The organism is Vibrio sp. R-1, from assembly GCF_035615595.1.
Lineage (GTDB): Bacteria > Pseudomonadota > Gammaproteobacteria > Enterobacterales > Vibrionaceae > Vibrio > Vibrio cholerae.
On sequence record NZ_WPDC01000029.1, the window covers coordinates 1 to 15,834 of the forward strand.

Below are 15,834 nucleotides of genomic sequence, written 5' to 3' on the forward strand. Positions count from 1 at the left end.
AACTCCAAGTCGTTTGGATATAGCTCGATGACTGCAAACTCGCTTAACCTTGCTTGCAGCTCTCTTTCGTGACCAACTGATCGGCCATTAATTGACCACGCGTGTTGCGCATTTGGATGCGGTAGCTGATCCCAACATCCAGATTCGAACGGATGTCTTTGTTAGCACAGAAGCTACTGACCGCGCTTTGCAGTACTTGCTCGGTCGGTTTGGCATTATTGGCATCCGTGTTGTACACCATCATTAGCTCAACAGTACTGCCTTTGGCGGTAGCACGGAGAATATTCAGTGGGCCAAACTCCAATGGTAACTCGGTCGAGAGTAAGCTGGCGCGGTTACCCGCCAATAGCTCAAGGTTACGCTGTTTTTCTGCTGAGCCAGAGCTGCAACCGACGAGAAGGAGAGTCGAGGCGATAACGCTGCTCAGGACGATTTTTTTCATATCAGAATACTTTTTTGAAAGGTTTAACAATGACGTTGGCATAAACACCCGCGGCGACATAAGGATCGGCATCCGCCCAAGCTTGTGCTTCAACTAAGGAGGCGAACTCCGCGATCACGGTAGAGCCAGTAAAGCCTGCTTGTCCCGGATTTTCGGAATCGATGGCTGGCATAGGGCCTGCTGTGAGCAGACGGCCTTCATATTGCAGTTGTTGTAAACGCTCCAGATGTTTTGGGCGCACGCTCAGACGTTTTTCTAATGAGTTCTCGACATCCTGCGCAAAAATCACATACCACATAACACTTTAATCCTTATCAACTGACCAAAAGCAAAGTCAATACTCTACGCAACTCGCTTGTGAAACACAGCCTATCAAGATGATTTCTGTGATCCATTGCTGAGGCTTATTGCTCTGGGGCGGCCATTTGCATCAATCGCCACATAGTTAAAGGTGGCTTCACACACTTGAAAACGTTCGCCGACCCCCTCTTCTTTGACCGGCTTAACCCACACTTCGAGATTGATCGACATCGATGTGCGGCCAATCTTGGTGCATTCGCCGTAGCAACATACCACGTCACCGACTTTGACAGGTTTTTTAAAAGTGATACTGGAAACAGAAACAGTCACGATGCGTCCACAGGAGATCTCTTTAGCGAGAATACCGCCCGCTAAGTCGAGTTGAGACATGATCCAGCCGCCAAAAATATCGCCATTTGCATTCGTATCGGCAGGCATTGCGAGTGTGCGCAGCAGAAGCTGGCCTTTAGGTGAATTTACGGTTTGATTCATTTGGGGATCCACAGCAAACAAAACAGCGACCGAATACGGTCGCTGTGGATTAGGGGGCGGATTATAACCACAAATTCGTCACTGGATCATCCATTTATGCCCAGCCAATCTCCTTCCTGCTTGAAGTGCCAAATCGTTTGGGTATGCCATCAGGACAATTTATTGGTTCTTCTGTTTGGGTTCATGGGGAAGGTGTTTGTAGATGTAGCCTCCCGTGAGCAGAGTAAACACTAAGGTTGCCGCCAACAGACCAAATACCTTGAAATTGACCCAGACATCAAGCGGTAGGTGGTAGGCAACATAAAGATTGAGTGCAGCGCAGCCGCTGAAAAACATCACCCATGCCCAGTTAATGGTTGACCATACTGCATCCGGCAAGGTGAGCTCTTTACCGAGCATCCCTTTGATCGCAGGTTTACCCATGATCTGGCTGATGGTTAGACCGAGCGCAAAAACCACATACACAATCGTCACTTTCCATTTGATGAAGTTATCGTCATGCAGGGCTAAGGTCATGCCACCAAACAGAGCAACCATCACGAATGTGATGAGCTGCATTTTCTCCACTTTTTTGTACATAGCATAAGTGACAATCACTTGAACTGTCGTGGCGGCGATCAGCGCCCCTGTTGCTACGTAGATGTCATAAAACTTATATAAAGCGAAAAAAATGATCAGTGGAATAAAGTCGAGCAGTTGTTTCATTTTGGGTACGTCCAGTCAAATGAGTGGCGACAGTGTAGCGAAACTCTTTGGCAAGAAAAACTGTTAAGCGATGTTTGGATTCTCTACAGAGGCAAGCGCCGGTCGCTTAAGTCATGCTCAAGGCTGTAATGATTTGAAGTCAGGAGGGAGGCGGAGATAAACAAAGGATGGCTTTCGCCATCCTCATCTGTAACACATGACGAAGATAAGTGCACTTACCTGAGCCATCAGACTAGTTCGAAAAGTCATGTAATTCGTGAAGGTAGCCTTCGCTTCTTAGGGCTTCGAGGGTTGACGCTAATTCATCATCGGACATGGTTAAACAGCTGGATTTACCCGTCATGCCATACAAGGTCTGCTGATAATCAAGCGCAGAGTAATAGCCCATACGATCTTCCAACAATTCACGCATTCCTATGTGAATAAGGTCGTAGCAGTGGTGACGTTGTAATTCCATAATCAAACTCCTTGATTGCTGTTTGGAAAGTGGAGGCGACCCCAACGTTCATTTTTACTCAAACAGTCACTTCTATCCAAAAAGTCACTTCCATTTCCAAAGTCACTTCTATTCAAAAAGTAGCATCTACCTAAAAAAGTAACTACCTAAAAAAGTAACTATCTAAAAAAGTAACCTATACCCCAAAATAGCTAAGCAAAACCGATGCCACAATCATGACATTTCAAGGTTCACTTTTAATGGCAACAAGGCTTGATAGGCCTGCATCACTGGCTCTGGGATAGGTTGCGTGATTTGAAAACCCAGCGCTGGATAATCTCGGATGCGTTCAAAATCGCCCAGCATGGCATTGAGCACAAAATCACTGGTGAGTTCTGAAGTCAAATAGTCAAAAAAACTGCCTGCGGGTGAGCTGACCTGCACACTTTCGACCGATTCTGGCCACTGTTGCATAAATGTCGCATAAGCGCGACGTTCCATATAAGGTTTTTGCACCAATAAGATGCGTTTGGCAGGCCAAGCTTGTTGCACCAATAGCTGATGGCTGAAATGTAGATTTTCACCACTATTGGTCGATTGTGTCTCAAGCAAAATCGCGTGTTCAGGGACACCAGCATCTTTAGCGATTGCGGCAAAAGTCTCCGCCTCACTGTGGTTAAATACCCCTTGAGTAAAACGGCCAAAGCCACCCGAAAACAGTACATAAGGGGCAAGGCCTTGGTGGTAGAGTTTTGCCGCATGTTCTGCCACACGGACATCGTTACTGCCGAGCACCAAAATCAGATCCGCAACGTCGGGTTGTTGGTGCAACTGCAAGTAATCCCAAAGGGTTTCAATCTGTTGATACAAGCGTTTACTCATAACCGTGCACAGCCTCTAAGGTGTGAGAGAAATGAAAACGGTAACCAGCTGCCAATAATTTGTCGCACACAATCCGTTTCTCCTCTTTATCACATAGCGGTGGCAGAGGCAGGTCGCTTGCTACTGCGTCGAGTGCGGCCTGATAAAACTCCGCTTTACTGACCGTGTTGGGGGTTGTGGCGTTGATAATCGAGTAGGGGAGCTGCTCTAGTGAAAAATGAGCGATACCAATCGCGTCATACAGATGCAGCATATTGGCTGGCGCGAGTCGGCTGACTTGTGCCATTTTGCTGACAAAGCGTGATGGGTGGCGTTTAGGCCCTATCAGGCCACTGCAACGCAGAATGGTGTAATCCATACCTGAGGTGATCACATGCTGTTCGGCTTTGAGTAAGATGCGCGCTTTCGCATCAAAAGCGGAATTATCCAGTGCTAATGCCAAAGAGGCGTCTTGTTCATTCATCGCTTTGGCGATATCGGGATACACAGAGGTTGAACTGATCATCACCAGTTTTTGAATATTGGCCTGTTTGGCATGCTGCACCAAGTTTTGCCAATGTTTGGCATAGTGCTCGCCAGCGCCTTGACGAAAACCGGGAGGAAAGCAGCCAATGACGGTATCGCATTGCCGCTCAAGCAAAGCATCGCTTAAGCCATCGGGTTGATCTAATTGGCAAACAAAACTCTCAATACCTTGATCTTCAAGAGTTTTAACAGCCTGTGGGGTAGTGCGTGTCGCATACACAATATGGCCTTGTTGCTTAAGCCATTGTGCCAGTGGCAAACCTAGCCATCCTGCACCTATCACGACAACTCTTTTCATCAGTTCATCCTTTATCTAAGAGCGAATGAGGTGGCTACCGTAACACAGTTGGAATCAAGGGAGAAAGGCAATGAGCGCAGTAAAGCGCTCATTCAAAACAGGATTACGCGTTCAGTACACGCAGTACCCGGTCAGCGTGTTCGGCAATCTCGATGCCTTCATCGGTGAGGTAACCACCATCAGGTTGAGTACATAAGCCTTTGTTATACAGACGAACCACAGCGGCTTGTACCGCTTCAGACGCATCGTGGTGCACTTTGATGCCAGTCGCTGCGCTGCTCAAATCAAATTGCAGCAGTAAATTAAGCTCATCGATGTGTTGTTGAGTGAATTTCATGGCTATTACCTTTTTAAGCTGTTGTTGCGGCAACAATAGGCTGCGCAGCATCAACACGCAATCTTGTGCTCGCAGAACTGTTAGCTTGACCCGATCTGGTGTTTTTTTCAGCGCAAAATGAGGGAAATGTTTTGAACAACAGCACAAAAGTCACTGCGAGAGGAGTGAAGCTCAAGGTGACCACCGAACGCGAGAGTTGAGGTGAATAGACGGAGAAAATCGCGCTGTGACTCCAAGTAGGACGGGTATCTAAACATTTTTCGTGAACATGACAAATAGCCCTTGAACTCAAGGGGAAATAGAGCGATTATCCGCCACCTCTTCTGTTGTGTGTCAAAATGTAACAAGCTCATGGAACATAACCAATTCGATTCTCTTCTCCCACCCCAGATGGCTGAACGTGCCGCCATTACGGGTGAAGGTAAAGCTAAAAAAGCGGCGTACAAATCTTTCCTGTTGGCGATTTCTGCTGGCATCCAAATCGGTATTGCCTTTGTTTTTTATACCGTAGTCACGACTGGTGCTCACGATATGCCTTACGGGGTGACTAAGCTGCTCGGCGGCTTAGCTTTTAGCTTAGGTTTAATCCTAGTCGTCATTACTGGCGGTGAGCTGTTTACCAGTTCAGTGTTGATTTTGGTGGCGAAAGCGAGTGGTAAAATTTCGTGGAAAGAGCTGGTTCGCAACTGGACGGTGGTCTACTTCGGTAACTTATGTGGTTCGATTATCTTAGTGTTTATCATGCTCGCCACCCGTCAGTTTATGGAAGATGGTGGTCAGCTTGGCTTAAATGCGATGGCGATTTCCCAGCACAAATTGCATCACACCTTCTTGCAAGCTTTCGCGCTTGGATTGATGTGTAACATCCTAGTTTGTTTGGCGGTTTGGATGACCTTTAGTGCCCGCTCGTTAACCGATAAAGTGATGGTCTTGATCCTGCCGGTGGCCATGTTTGTCTCTTCCGGTTTTGAGCACTGTATTGCCAATATGTTCCAAGTACCGATGGCGATTGGGATTAAGTATTTTGCGCCAGAGAGTTTTTGGGCAATGACAGGAGCGAATATCGCTCAGTACGCAGATCTCAACTTTGTTAACTTCATCGTCAATAACCTCATTCCAGTGACCTTAGGCAATATTGTTGGTGGCGGTGTGTTTGTTGGCATGTGGTACTGGCTGATCTATCTAAAAGATTAATCCTGACAACCATCAGCGCCTCCCCAATACTCCACAATCCCTGAGTGTTACTCGGGGATTTTTACCTGTTTTTCCTTGCACTCATGGGGTTATCGTCGTGGTGCAATCGCTTTTCGACACCAGTAGCCTTATCCACATTTTCTGTGGATAACTCAGAGCAAACGCCGTGTGTAACCTTATCGAATGGAATTCTGTGAGGAGCGGTGCGCATTTCTTGTGCAATCTGCCTACTTTTGGGGCGCAGCAATGCCAATATTTCCTTCTCACCTGAAACTGTAGCGGTGTTGGCTAGTGTCGTTCACTCCAATCGTTCTCTATCGCCAACCTGCAACTCCAAGTAGTTTGGGTATAGATATTTACGGTTTGTCATTATTTGAATGGTGAAACGAAAAATATGCCTTGGCTAAAATAGGCTGTTTGTTTTTATTTTGTTTTAAATTCACAAAATAAAAACAATATTAATTTGTCATAACCGTTCATAATTTTTCATCTCATTTTTTAATCAGACACAACTCCGTTCTAACTCAAAAAAGTGTTGATTAACAAGGGTTGGGCGATGGTTTTAGATTGAACCCTATTAAATGTATGGTCTAACATTCGCCTTAATTAAATTTGATTTGTCGCCGCTCTGAAAAATAAGAGTGGCGGAAATTTCAGCAAATAAAGTAGGCAAATGTATGAGTGATGTTAATAAAGTCGAAAGCGGTGAAAAACGCTCTCTGGAGTGGAAGTCATTCCTCTTCATCACTGTGGTTCTTTTTCCCATCTTAAGCGTGGCTTTCGTGGGTGGATATGGATTCATTGTGTGGATGCTGCAGATGTTCGTGTTTGGTCCTCCAGGTCTGCACGGCGGTTTCTAACCACCTCCATTTCTACTGTTGAATGACTTAGCTAAGAGAAGAAAGCATGAAATCGTTAATTTTAAAAATGTGGCGCACCATGACGCGTCCCGCGGTACACATTAGCTTGGGGGTATTGACTCTCGGTGGCTTTATCGCTGGGGTAATTTTCTGGGGCGGCTTTAACACTGCTTTGGAAGCGACCAACACGGAAGAGTTCTGTATCAGTTGTCACACCATGCGTGACAACGTGTACCAAGAGCTGCAAACCACAGTGCACTGGAAAAACCACTCTGGCGTACGTGCTACTTGTCCTGATTGCCACGTCCCTCATGAGTGGACGGCGAAAATCGCGCGTAAGATGCAAGCTTCGAAAGAAGTGTTCGCGCAAATTTTTGGTGATTTAGATACACCAGAAAAGTTTGAAGAGCGTCGAATTGAATTGGCAAAACACGAGTGGGATCGCTTCGCAGCCAACAAATCCCTTGAGTGTAAAAACTGTCACAACTATGAATCGATGGATTTTGAGCAAATGTCTGCAACGGCGCGCATCCAAATGAAGCAAGCGGCAGAGCGCGATCAAAGCTGTATCGATTGCCACAAGGGGATTGCCCACAACTTACCGAAAAACATGGAGAGCTCAAGCGGCTTGATTGGTGAGCTAGAAGGGATGGCATCCAACACCAAATACTCCAATGGTGAAACCTTAGTCAGCGTGCGTTTCCTCCCTGTGTATGAAGATGATCAAGCCAAAGTGGAAGCGGGTCTACTCAACCCTGCTTCTGAAGTGAAAGTGCTGACTGAAAAAGGCGACATGATGCAAGTGGAGATCAACGGCTGGCGTAAATCGAAAGGTTTTGGCCGTGTGATCCAAGAAGATTTCGGCATGAACATCGCGGTGGCGTCGCTACTGAAAGAGGCCGCCATGTCGGATGCGATTGTGACCACGGGTGAGCAGAAAGTCGATGACATGACGGGTCTACCTTGGGAGCAAGTCAGCGCGAAAGTGTGGATGAAAAAAGAAGCCATGCTGAACGATATCAACCCAGTTTGGGAAAAAGCGCGTGAAGCTTACAAGACCAACTGTTCTGTCTGTCACACCCAACCGGATGAAGCGCACTTTGATGCCAACACTTGGCCTGGCATGTTCGACGGTATGTTGGCATTCGTCAACTTCGATACCGACAGTGAAGCACTGGTACTCAAGTATCTGCAAAAACACTCTTCAGATTTCGCTGAAGGCCATCACTAAGCAACGTCATACGGAGTCATAACATGGCGATTACACGAAGAAGTTTTCTGAAAGGTGTCGCAACCACCAGTGCGGCGTCGATCATTGGTCCAAGCCTACTGACCTCAGTTTCTGCCCAAGCGGCAGAAACCACGGGAACTTGGAAAGTCTCCGGTTCTCACTGGGGCGCATTCCGCGCCCACATCTACGGCGGTAAGGTTCAAGAGTTGAAAGCGTTGGAGTTGGATACCCACCCAACGGAAATGTTGAACGGCATTCAAGGCATTCTGTACAGCCCATCTCGCGTGCGTTACCCAATGGTGCGCCTCGATTGGTTGAAAAAACACAAATACAGCGCAGAAACCCGTGGTAACAACCGTTTTATCCGTGTGACTTGGGATGAAGCGATGGATCTGTTCTACCGTGAATTAGAACGTGTGCAGAAGCAGTATGGCCCATGGGCACTGCACGCGGGTCAAACCGGTTGGAACCAAACCGGTGCTTTCCACAACTGTACCGCGATGATGCAACGCGCTGTGGGTATGCATGGTAACTACATCACCAAAGTCGGGGATTACTCGACCGGTGCTGGCCAAACCATCATGCCTTACGTACTGGGTTCTACCGAAGTTTACGCGCAAGGTACCTCTTGGAGCGAGATTTTAGACAACTCAGACAACATCATTCTGTGGGCAAACGATCCGGTGAAAAACCTGCAAGTGGGTTGGAACTGTGAAACGCACCAGTCTTTCGGCTATCTTGATCAACTGAAAGAGAAAGTCGCAAAAGGCGAGATCAACGTGGTTTCCGTTGACCCAGTGAAAAACAAAACGCAGCGTTTCTTACAAAACGATCACTTGTACATCAACCCACAAACTGACGTGGCGTTTATGCTGGCGATCGCGCATGTGCTGTATACCGAAAATCTGTACGACAAGAAGTTCATTGAAACTTACTGCTTGGGATTTGAAGAGTTCATCCCTTACGTACTGGGTAAGAGCAAAGATAAGGTTGAGAAAACGCCTGAGTGGGCAGCGACAATCTGTGGCGTGAAACCAGAGGCGATTCGCGATTTCGCCCGTATGCTGGTGAATGGTCGTACTCAGCTGCTGTTCGGTTGGTGTATCCAACGTCAAGAGCACGGTGAGCAGCCGTACTGGATGGGCGCGGTACTGGCGGCGATGATTGGTCAAATCGGTCTGCCGGGTGGTGGTATCTCTTATGGCCACCATTACTCTGGTATCGGCGTACCTTCAACGGGGTTTGCGGGTCCTGGCGGTTTCCCGCGTAACCTAGACCAAGGTGCGAAGCCGAAGTGGGATAACAATGACTTCAACGGTTACAGCCGCACGATTCCGGTTGCTCGCTGGATTGATGCGATTCTCGAACCGGGTAAGAAGATCAACCACAACGGAAATACAGTCACGCTGCCCGGTTTCAAGATGATGGTGATTTCGGGTTGTAACCCTTGGCACCACCATCAAGACCGCAACAAAATGAAGCGTGCGTTCCAGAAACTGGAGACCGTGGTGACGATTGATTTCAGTTGGACGGCAACCTGCCGCTTCTCTGACATCGTACTGCCTGCTTGTACCCAGTGGGAACGTAACGACATCGACTCTTACGGTTCCTACTCCGGTAAAGGCCTGATTGCGATGCATCGTTTGGTTGACCCGCTGTTCCAGTCACGTACTGACTTTGAAATCATGACCGAGTTGACTCGTCGTTTTGGCCGTGAAAAAGAGTACACCCGTGGCATGGATGAGATGGAGTGGGTACGTTCACTGTATGACGAGTGTAAGAAAGCCAACGAAGGCAAGTTTGCTATGCCGGAATTCGATGAGTTCTGGGAAAAAGGCTTCCTTGATTTTGGTACAGGCACACCTTGGGTTCGTCATGCGGATTTCCGCAAAGATCCTGAAATCAATGCATTGGGTACGCCTTCTGGTTTTATCGAAATTACGTCACGTAAGATCGGTCGCTACGGTTATGAACACTGCCAAGAACACCCAATGTGGTTTGAGAAAACCGAACGTTCACACGGGGGGCCGGGCTCTGACAAATATCCGTTCTGGTTGCAATCATGCCACCCAGATAAGCGTCTGCACTCACAAATGTGTGAAGCCGAAGCATTCCGCGCGACTTACGCAGTGCAGGGGCGTGAGCCAGTGTACATCAACCCTGTGGATGCGAAAGCCAAAGGCATTAAAGATGGCGATCTGGTGCGCGTGTTCAACGACCGTGGTCAGCTATTGGCGGGAGCGGTGCTGAGTGACAGCTATCCACGTGGCGTGATCCGCATTGAAGAGGGGGCTTGGTATGGCCCATTGACAGAGAAAGTTGGGGCGATCTGTACTTACGGCGATCCCAATACTCTGACTCTGGATCTGGGAACGTCAGAGCTGGCGCAAGCCACTTCTGCCAATACCTGTATCGTTGATTTTGAGAAATTCCGTGGTGAAGTACCTCCTGTAACCTCATTCGGTGGCCCAATCGAAGTCATCTAGTCATCTCTTTAACGTAAAATGCGCGTTATCCCTCAAGCCAGCGTTCAACGCTGGCTTTTTTCTTCTCTTTTATCCGTAAATCCGCTTAATCTGTCGCCAAATGAACCGTTGGATACGGTTGGAACACACAAAACGTGAACCAATTAACGTCATGCGTAAGCCATTGGTCAGACACTCAGAGCAAAAAGGAGAGAATCAATGAGCCATCTCAGATTAGCGAATGGGCGAGAAATCCTAGTGCAGCAAGCGGATATTGAGCTGGAGATCGCAGGCAATGAGCTTTTTGCTCGGTATATCGGGTTACACAATCGACCTTTTGAGCGCCGTTATCCACTGTTTAGCACTTTACTGGATGTCGAATCGGATGCCCGCTTAGTGGGGGATGGCTTTCAAATGCTGTCGCAAGTCTCAGGGACGCTAAGCCATATCCAAGAAGTTGGACGATGCCCAGATAACAATCTCAGTTACCGCATCTACCCGCATGATGCGCCAAAGCGTTTTTACAATACCTTGATGATAGAGGCCGCTGGCCGCTATCTGTTGTTTGGCTTTACTTCTTGCCAGCGTTTTGCGGGCTTTTTTGAAGTGCACCGTCACCCGCAGCACTGGGTGTTAAGCGCGTTTATTGATGGAGAGGAAACCCGCCCACAAGACTGGATCACCAATCAGTTGGAATCGGTGATTTGCTTAGAAGGCGAATCCATGTCGGAGCTTTACCAAGCCTATGCCGAGGCGATTTCTCGCCACCATCCGCCAAGGCCCCATCTCAAAGATCCCGCACCAATGGGCTGGTGTTCTTGGTACGCCTATTATGCAGAGGTGACCGAGCAAGATATCAAAGAGAATGTCGCGATATTGGCGGAGCGTCACCCAGAATTGGAATGGGTGCTGCTGGATGACGGCTATCAAGCCTTTATGGGCGATTGGCTTACGCCATCCCAAAAATTCCCCAGTGGTATCGAGCAAGTGATTGCCGATATTCGCGCACAAGGTAAAAAGCCCGCTATCTGGCTTGCCCCTTTTATCGCGGAAGCGGATTCTGCGGTCTTTCGTCAGCACCCAGACTGGTTTGTGAAAAATGCCGCAGGTCAGCCACTCAAAGCCGAAGAGATCACTTATGGCGGTTGGCGTTGTACTCCTTGGTATGTGTTGGATTGCTCTCATCCTGACGTGCAAGAGCATTTGACCCAAGTGGTCAAAACCCTGCGTGAAGAGTGGGGCGTTGAACTGTTTAAGCTGGATGCCAACTACTGGGGAACGCTACAAGGCCAGCGTTTTCAATCGGGTGTTACGGGTGTAGAAGCGTATCGAATGGGGATGCAAGCCATCGCGGAAGGCGCAGGCGATGGGTGGCTACTCGGTTGTAATGCGCCGATGTGGCCTTCACTGGGTTTGGTGGATGCAATGCGTGTGTCGGATGATGTAGAGCGCAATGCCGATCGCTTTTGCCAAATTGCGCGTGAAACCTTAATGCGCAGTTGGCAGCACCGGCAACTGTGGCAAATCGATCCGGATTGCTTAACGCTCACCTCGCTGCCCAATCAAAGTGCCGATCGCGCCAGCTACGAATTCCACCGTAATTTGCTGCTTGCCAGCGGTGGTTTGCTATTGTCAGGCGACCCACTGCCGAAATTAACACCGTTTGCAAAACAGAGCCTGAAACGTTTACTCAAACGATTCCAATACAGTCAGAAGGCGGCCAAAATCACTTCCTTGAGCATGCGCCATGCCTTCTTACCGCTGACCGATAAGAATGATCTGCACTGCTTGTTTAACTTCAACGGTAAAGCTCAGGAGTTTACCTTGGTCGCCAATCATCCGGTGCAATGGTATGACTATTGGACAGGAGAGCAATTAAGCAGCGAACCTTCCAAACTGCTCATCGTTAACTTAGAGAAGGGGTTACAAAGCCGCGCCATTTTTACAGTGGGTTAATGGTTATTTGACCAGATTATTGTTTGGCTCGATGGAGAGGTTTTGGGATTGTTGCCATTTTTCAATACTCTGACTCAATTGTGGCAAGAGGTCTTTTTGAGTTTGGTGAACGTAATGATAAAGCTCCTCTTGTAAGAGAGGGTTACTCACCACTTTAAGTTTAGGGTATTGATTTTTTACCTGGAAGAAAACTGGAACGGCCGTGAGCCATATATCGACGCGTGATTTGCTGACCATTTCGGCGGCAGATTGAGCAGAGTTGACCTGATAAACTTGGCTGCCTAAATTCAGCTCTTTGGCATATTGCGTACCATTAAGAATGACAATTTTGAGATCTTTTAATGCATTAAGATCGTCGAAGAATAAGGTTTGATTGGCGGAAATAGCGACAACAGTCATTGAATAAAGCGCGGGCTCGACTTTGATAAGATTGCTGGCATTAGGCAGACCGCCAATTCGTAAATCCAACGCTTGAAAATGTCCCTCATTACTCATCCTGACGGCTCGCTCATCGGGTAGTACGACGAAGGTGGGTGATATACCGATTTGTTGGTATATCGAGGTAAGATCATCCGTTAATTTGACTAATTGATTCTGTTCTGTGAACAGTTCATTTACGTAAGTCTCACCTAAGGCGATCTCATAGGCTTTAACTTGTGAGATGCCGAGTAAGCTAAGTACAAGGATAGAAAAAAGCCTTCCAAACAAGCACATTTCACGCCCAAAACAAAACATACAAGCTCTCCTACCAGACTAGTAGTGAGTATAGTCACTGTTTAGAGTATGAGTATGGCTATCTCATCGTTCAAACAACCAAAAGTAACCGTAGCCCACTATCGCGGCGGGAATTGAGGAATAGAGCGTGGCCATTAACGCGGCTTTCGGTGCTAACGCAATGGCGGGGAATAGCGCATCACCATCGTTCGAAATCGCATTCGACAATTGGGACGAAAACGGAAGCGCGCCCGACAAGTACAGACTGGTGACGAGGATCTGCGGTCCGCAGCCGGGTAAGAGGCCAATCACAATGCCGAGTGCAGGCATCCATACGCCCCAATTCCCCCAATTCCCCCAATTTGCGCCAATTTCAAATCCCGTAAAGTGCAGGGTCAATTCGAAGGCAAGAAAGGCGATGATCACCCACGCACTTACGAAGTTGGTATCTTGCGCGGCTTTTTGCATCGGGTGTGAAGTGCGGATTTTATCGTCTTCACTCACGGTTGATTGATAATCTTCAATTTCTTGCGTGAGCGCCCACAGCAACATGCTGCTAACGGCCAGTAAAGCACCGATCCATTCGATACTCATTTCAGGCAGTGACAACACTTGGTTGATGTCGATTTGAAATGAAGAGGCAAACGCCACTAGGGATGCAGGGAGTAAAAGGTATTTCCAGAATAACCCTTGGAGATTGATCGCTTTAAAAGAGACGGCGCTAGTGGCGGAGCAGCAAGATGTCCGCAGTTTATTGCTCAGTTCAGTGAGCGCAGGACGCATAAAATCATCCCGATGCAGAGCATTGATCACTAGACCAGTGATACAACCCGTTACAACCCCAATCCCAATCACATAAAGCCCAGTCACTGGTTGGCTGGCGAGCAGCAAGAAAGCGGCATCGCCCATCGTGGCCGTTAATACCGCGACCAAAGCTCCAAAACCCACTTTGCCGCTGACAAATTGCGTAGTGACAACAATCGCCCCTCCGCAACCTGGCAAAGCACCCAGTAGAGCGGCAATCACCACTTGTAGGTTTCGCGAGCGGTGATAAGCGCTGACTAAAGCGTGTGCACCATCCAGCCAGCGAGACACCCAATGATAAATCGCTAAAGTAAAGGCCACATAAGTTGACACTGCCCAGAATGAATCCGCTAAGGTTTCGACTGTCACTGCGCGAGTATTCTCACTGACAAGCAAAGCAAAGAGAGCGATAGGCAGCAGCAGTCGCTTGTATCTGAGGTTAAACAGAGAGACAAGGACGCGATGATTTGCCATGTTTGGCCATTTTAAAGAGTTCATAGAATACCGCGCGCAATGAATGAGAATTATTATCGATAATATAGTTGAGAACTATTCGCAATTTCAAGCGAGTTGTTGGCAGAAAAAGGTTTTTTTGATTTAGCACCATGAAGAAATTATGAAATTGAGTAGAGTGCACCCTTTGTTTACGCCCGTTTGATGGCAAAGAGAAAATAGGTAACAGAATGATTTTAGTCGTTGGTCATAAAAACCCAGACAGTGACAGTATTTGTAGCGCATTAGTGGCGGCTGAGCTTTTAAAAGCGCGTGGCTTAAAAGCGAAGGCGGTACGCCAAGGTGAAATCAACCGTGAAACGCAACATATTCTGAATGTGGCAGGCGTTGAGCAACCAGAATTACGTACCAGTGTGTCGGGCGAACAAGTGTGGTTAGTGGATTACACCGATTTAGCGCAAGCACCGGATGATCTCAATCAAGCCGAAATTCTTGGGATTGTCGATCACCATCGTCTTGGTGATGTGATGACAGTGAATCCACTGGAAGCGTGGATTTGGCCTGTCGGTTGTACCAGCACTATTTTGTTCAATCTGTTCAAAATGGAAAATGCAGAAATCACACGCCCACTCGCGTTACTGATGATCTCTGCCATTTTGTCTGACACGGTTGGCTTTGCCTCACCAACCTGCACGCAAAAAGATCGTGATGCGGTGGCTGAGTTAGCGGTATTAGCGGGCATTACCGATCTGGAAGGCTTTATCAAAGCGCTACTGATTGCGAAAACTGACATTGAAGGTTTAAGTGCGGCGCAGCTGGTCGAAAAAGATCTTAAAGCTTACCCATTCAATGGCCGTGAGTTGGTGGTAGGTCAGGTTGAACTGGCTACGCTAGAGCAAGTCGTGGATATGATTGATGCCTTGGAGGCAGATCTGCAACGTCGTTGTGATGAGGAATCATTGGCTCTTGCAGCACTGATGCTGACCGACATCACTACCGCGCAAACTCGTCTGCTGTTTAAAGGAGAATGGTCAGACAAACTGGCTAAGCATGCAAAAGACGGCGTACTGATGATGGAAAATACCCTAAGCCGTAAGAAGCAAGGTTGGCCTTGGCTACAAACAGAGTTAGTGTGATTTCATACGCTGGTCTTCTTCCTACTTGAAGCAGTGGCCTTCGTTCTCCTCAATCACATAGTCTGTCTAGGCTCATAGGGATGAACTCACTTGCTGCCTGCAACGCCAAGTCGTTTGGGTATAGTTTCATCTATTCGAATTCCCACCCGTGTTATCGATGCCGGGTGGGAATGTCTAGCATTCATTTATGCTCGTCCTATACCTACACTCTTATCCCTTACCGTTTATCTAAAATTTCAATTATTTGACTTACATGTCAGTAGGTGGTTGCGTATCACCATTAATAATATTAATGCCAATTAAATTAACAAAAACACCTTGATGATAAATTTGTACTGAATGTATTGTTAATGATTTTGTCATTTTAATTTCAACGGTTAATGTTTTAGCCTTATAGATTTTTAATTGACAATTATTTAATTTAAACTTATTTCACATTGCTTTAATTAAATTTCTTTGTTTTCAAATCGATTTATTGATTATTTTGTTTTTATTGATGTGGTTTAATTATAGCGCTTTCATGTGTTAATAATCAGTGCTAGTCTATTTTTAAATATTTTCTAATTAACAAACTTGTTATTTAACTATTGTCTTAAAGACTCAA

Annotated in this window: 16 protein-coding genes; 6 read left to right on the forward strand and 10 right to left on the reverse strand. The window is 47.2% G+C overall.

Annotated features, from left to right (window positions below; all coding sequences use genetic code 11):
* Positions 1–43: 43 nt before the first annotated feature.
* The 8 genes from GOU96_RS08400 to GOU96_RS08435 form a co-directional block, all read right to left on the reverse strand.
* Entirely contained in the window at positions 44–442 is a 399-nt protein-coding gene (locus GOU96_RS08400) for a GspS/AspS pilotin family protein (protein ID WP_000725069.1), read from the reverse strand.
* Position 443: 1 nt separating this feature from the next.
* Positions 444–740 carry a YciI family protein gene (locus GOU96_RS08405; RefSeq protein WP_076008216.1) on the reverse strand — a complete coding sequence of 99 codons (297 nt, stop codon included), beginning with the start codon at positions 738–740 and terminating at the stop codon, positions 444–446.
* 74 nt (positions 741–814) lie between these two features.
* On the reverse strand, positions 815–1,234 hold the full coding sequence (gene yciA / locus GOU96_RS08410; RefSeq protein WP_001077272.1) for an acyl-CoA thioester hydrolase YciA: 420 nt from the start codon (positions 1,232–1,234) through the stop codon (positions 815–817).
* Positions 1,235–1,393: 159 nt separating this feature from the next.
* Positions 1,394–1,939 carry a septation protein A gene (locus GOU96_RS08415; RefSeq protein WP_000811598.1) on the reverse strand — a complete coding sequence of 182 codons (546 nt, stop codon included), beginning with the start codon at positions 1,937–1,939 and terminating at the stop codon, positions 1,394–1,396.
* 232 nt (positions 1,940–2,171) lie between these two features.
* Positions 2,172–2,396, reverse strand: a complete 225-nt coding sequence (locus GOU96_RS08420; protein ID WP_000422989.1) for a hypothetical protein — start codon at positions 2,394–2,396, stop codon at positions 2,172–2,174.
* A 213-nt stretch (positions 2,397–2,609) separates the two neighbouring features.
* Complete coding sequence (locus tag GOU96_RS08425; protein ID WP_000044445.1) at positions 2,610–3,257, reverse strand: YdcF family protein; 648 nt, start codon at positions 3,255–3,257, stop codon at positions 2,610–2,612.
* Positions 3,250–4,080 carry an NAD(P)H-binding protein gene (locus tag GOU96_RS08430; RefSeq protein WP_032478175.1) on the reverse strand — a complete coding sequence of 277 codons (831 nt, stop codon included), beginning with the start codon at positions 4,078–4,080 and terminating at the stop codon, positions 3,250–3,252. The genes GOU96_RS08425 and GOU96_RS08430 overlap by 8 nt, the downstream gene beginning before the upstream one ends.
* 103 nt (positions 4,081–4,183) lie before the next feature.
* Complete coding sequence (locus GOU96_RS08435; protein WP_000673327.1) at positions 4,184–4,417, reverse strand: TIGR02647 family protein; 234 nt, start codon at positions 4,415–4,417, stop codon at positions 4,184–4,186.
* A gap of 351 nt (positions 4,418–4,768) precedes the next feature.
* On the opposite strand from GOU96_RS08435, the gene focA reads away from it, so the two are divergent.
* The 5 genes from focA to GOU96_RS08460 all read left to right on the forward strand — a co-directional run bounded on the left by focA (position 4,769) and on the right by GOU96_RS08460 (position 12,123).
* Entirely contained in the window at positions 4,769–5,611 is an 843-nt protein-coding gene (focA, locus tag GOU96_RS08440; protein ID WP_000400843.1) for a formate transporter FocA, read from the forward strand.
* Between the two features lie 677 nt (positions 5,612–6,288).
* Positions 6,289–6,471: a trimethylamine N-oxide reductase system protein TorE gene (torE, locus tag GOU96_RS08445; RefSeq protein WP_001286267.1), complete on the forward strand. Its 183-nt coding sequence runs from the start codon at positions 6,289–6,291 to the stop codon at positions 6,469–6,471.
* Positions 6,472–6,517: 46 nt separating this feature from the next.
* Positions 6,518–7,702: a pentaheme c-type cytochrome TorC gene (gene torC / locus GOU96_RS08450; RefSeq protein WP_000838524.1), complete on the forward strand. Its 1,185-nt coding sequence runs from the start codon at positions 6,518–6,520 to the stop codon at positions 7,700–7,702.
* A gap of 23 nt (positions 7,703–7,725) precedes the next feature.
* Positions 7,726–10,188, forward strand: a complete 2,463-nt coding sequence (gene torA / locus GOU96_RS08455) for a trimethylamine-N-oxide reductase TorA (RefSeq protein ID WP_076008219.1) — start codon at positions 7,726–7,728, stop codon at positions 10,186–10,188.
* A gap of 198 nt (positions 10,189–10,386) precedes the next feature.
* The gene (locus GOU96_RS08460) at positions 10,387–12,123 is read left to right on the forward strand and encodes a glycoside hydrolase family 36 protein (protein ID WP_175248059.1); all 1,737 of its coding nucleotides are present in this window, start codon (positions 10,387–10,389) and stop codon (positions 12,121–12,123) included.
* Between the two features lie 3 nt (positions 12,124–12,126).
* On the opposite strand, the gene GOU96_RS08465 is transcribed toward GOU96_RS08460, so the two are convergent.
* Together GOU96_RS08465 and GOU96_RS08470 are read right to left on the reverse strand one after the other, a co-directional pair.
* Positions 12,127–12,858 (reverse strand): substrate-binding periplasmic protein, encoded by a 732-nt coding sequence (locus GOU96_RS08465; protein WP_000458607.1) that lies wholly within the window; start codon positions 12,856–12,858, stop codon positions 12,127–12,129.
* Positions 12,859–12,921: 63 nt separating this feature from the next.
* Positions 12,922–14,139, reverse strand: a complete 1,218-nt coding sequence (locus GOU96_RS08470; RefSeq protein ID WP_324701953.1) for a putative manganese transporter — start codon at positions 14,137–14,139, stop codon at positions 12,922–12,924.
* Between the two features lie 185 nt (positions 14,140–14,324).
* Here GOU96_RS08470 and GOU96_RS08475 point away from each other — a divergent pair, with 185 nt between their 5' ends.
* Entirely contained in the window at positions 14,325–15,230 is a 906-nt protein-coding gene (locus tag GOU96_RS08475; RefSeq protein WP_258454834.1) for a manganese-dependent inorganic pyrophosphatase, read from the forward strand.
* Positions 15,231–15,834: the final 604 nt, after the last annotated feature.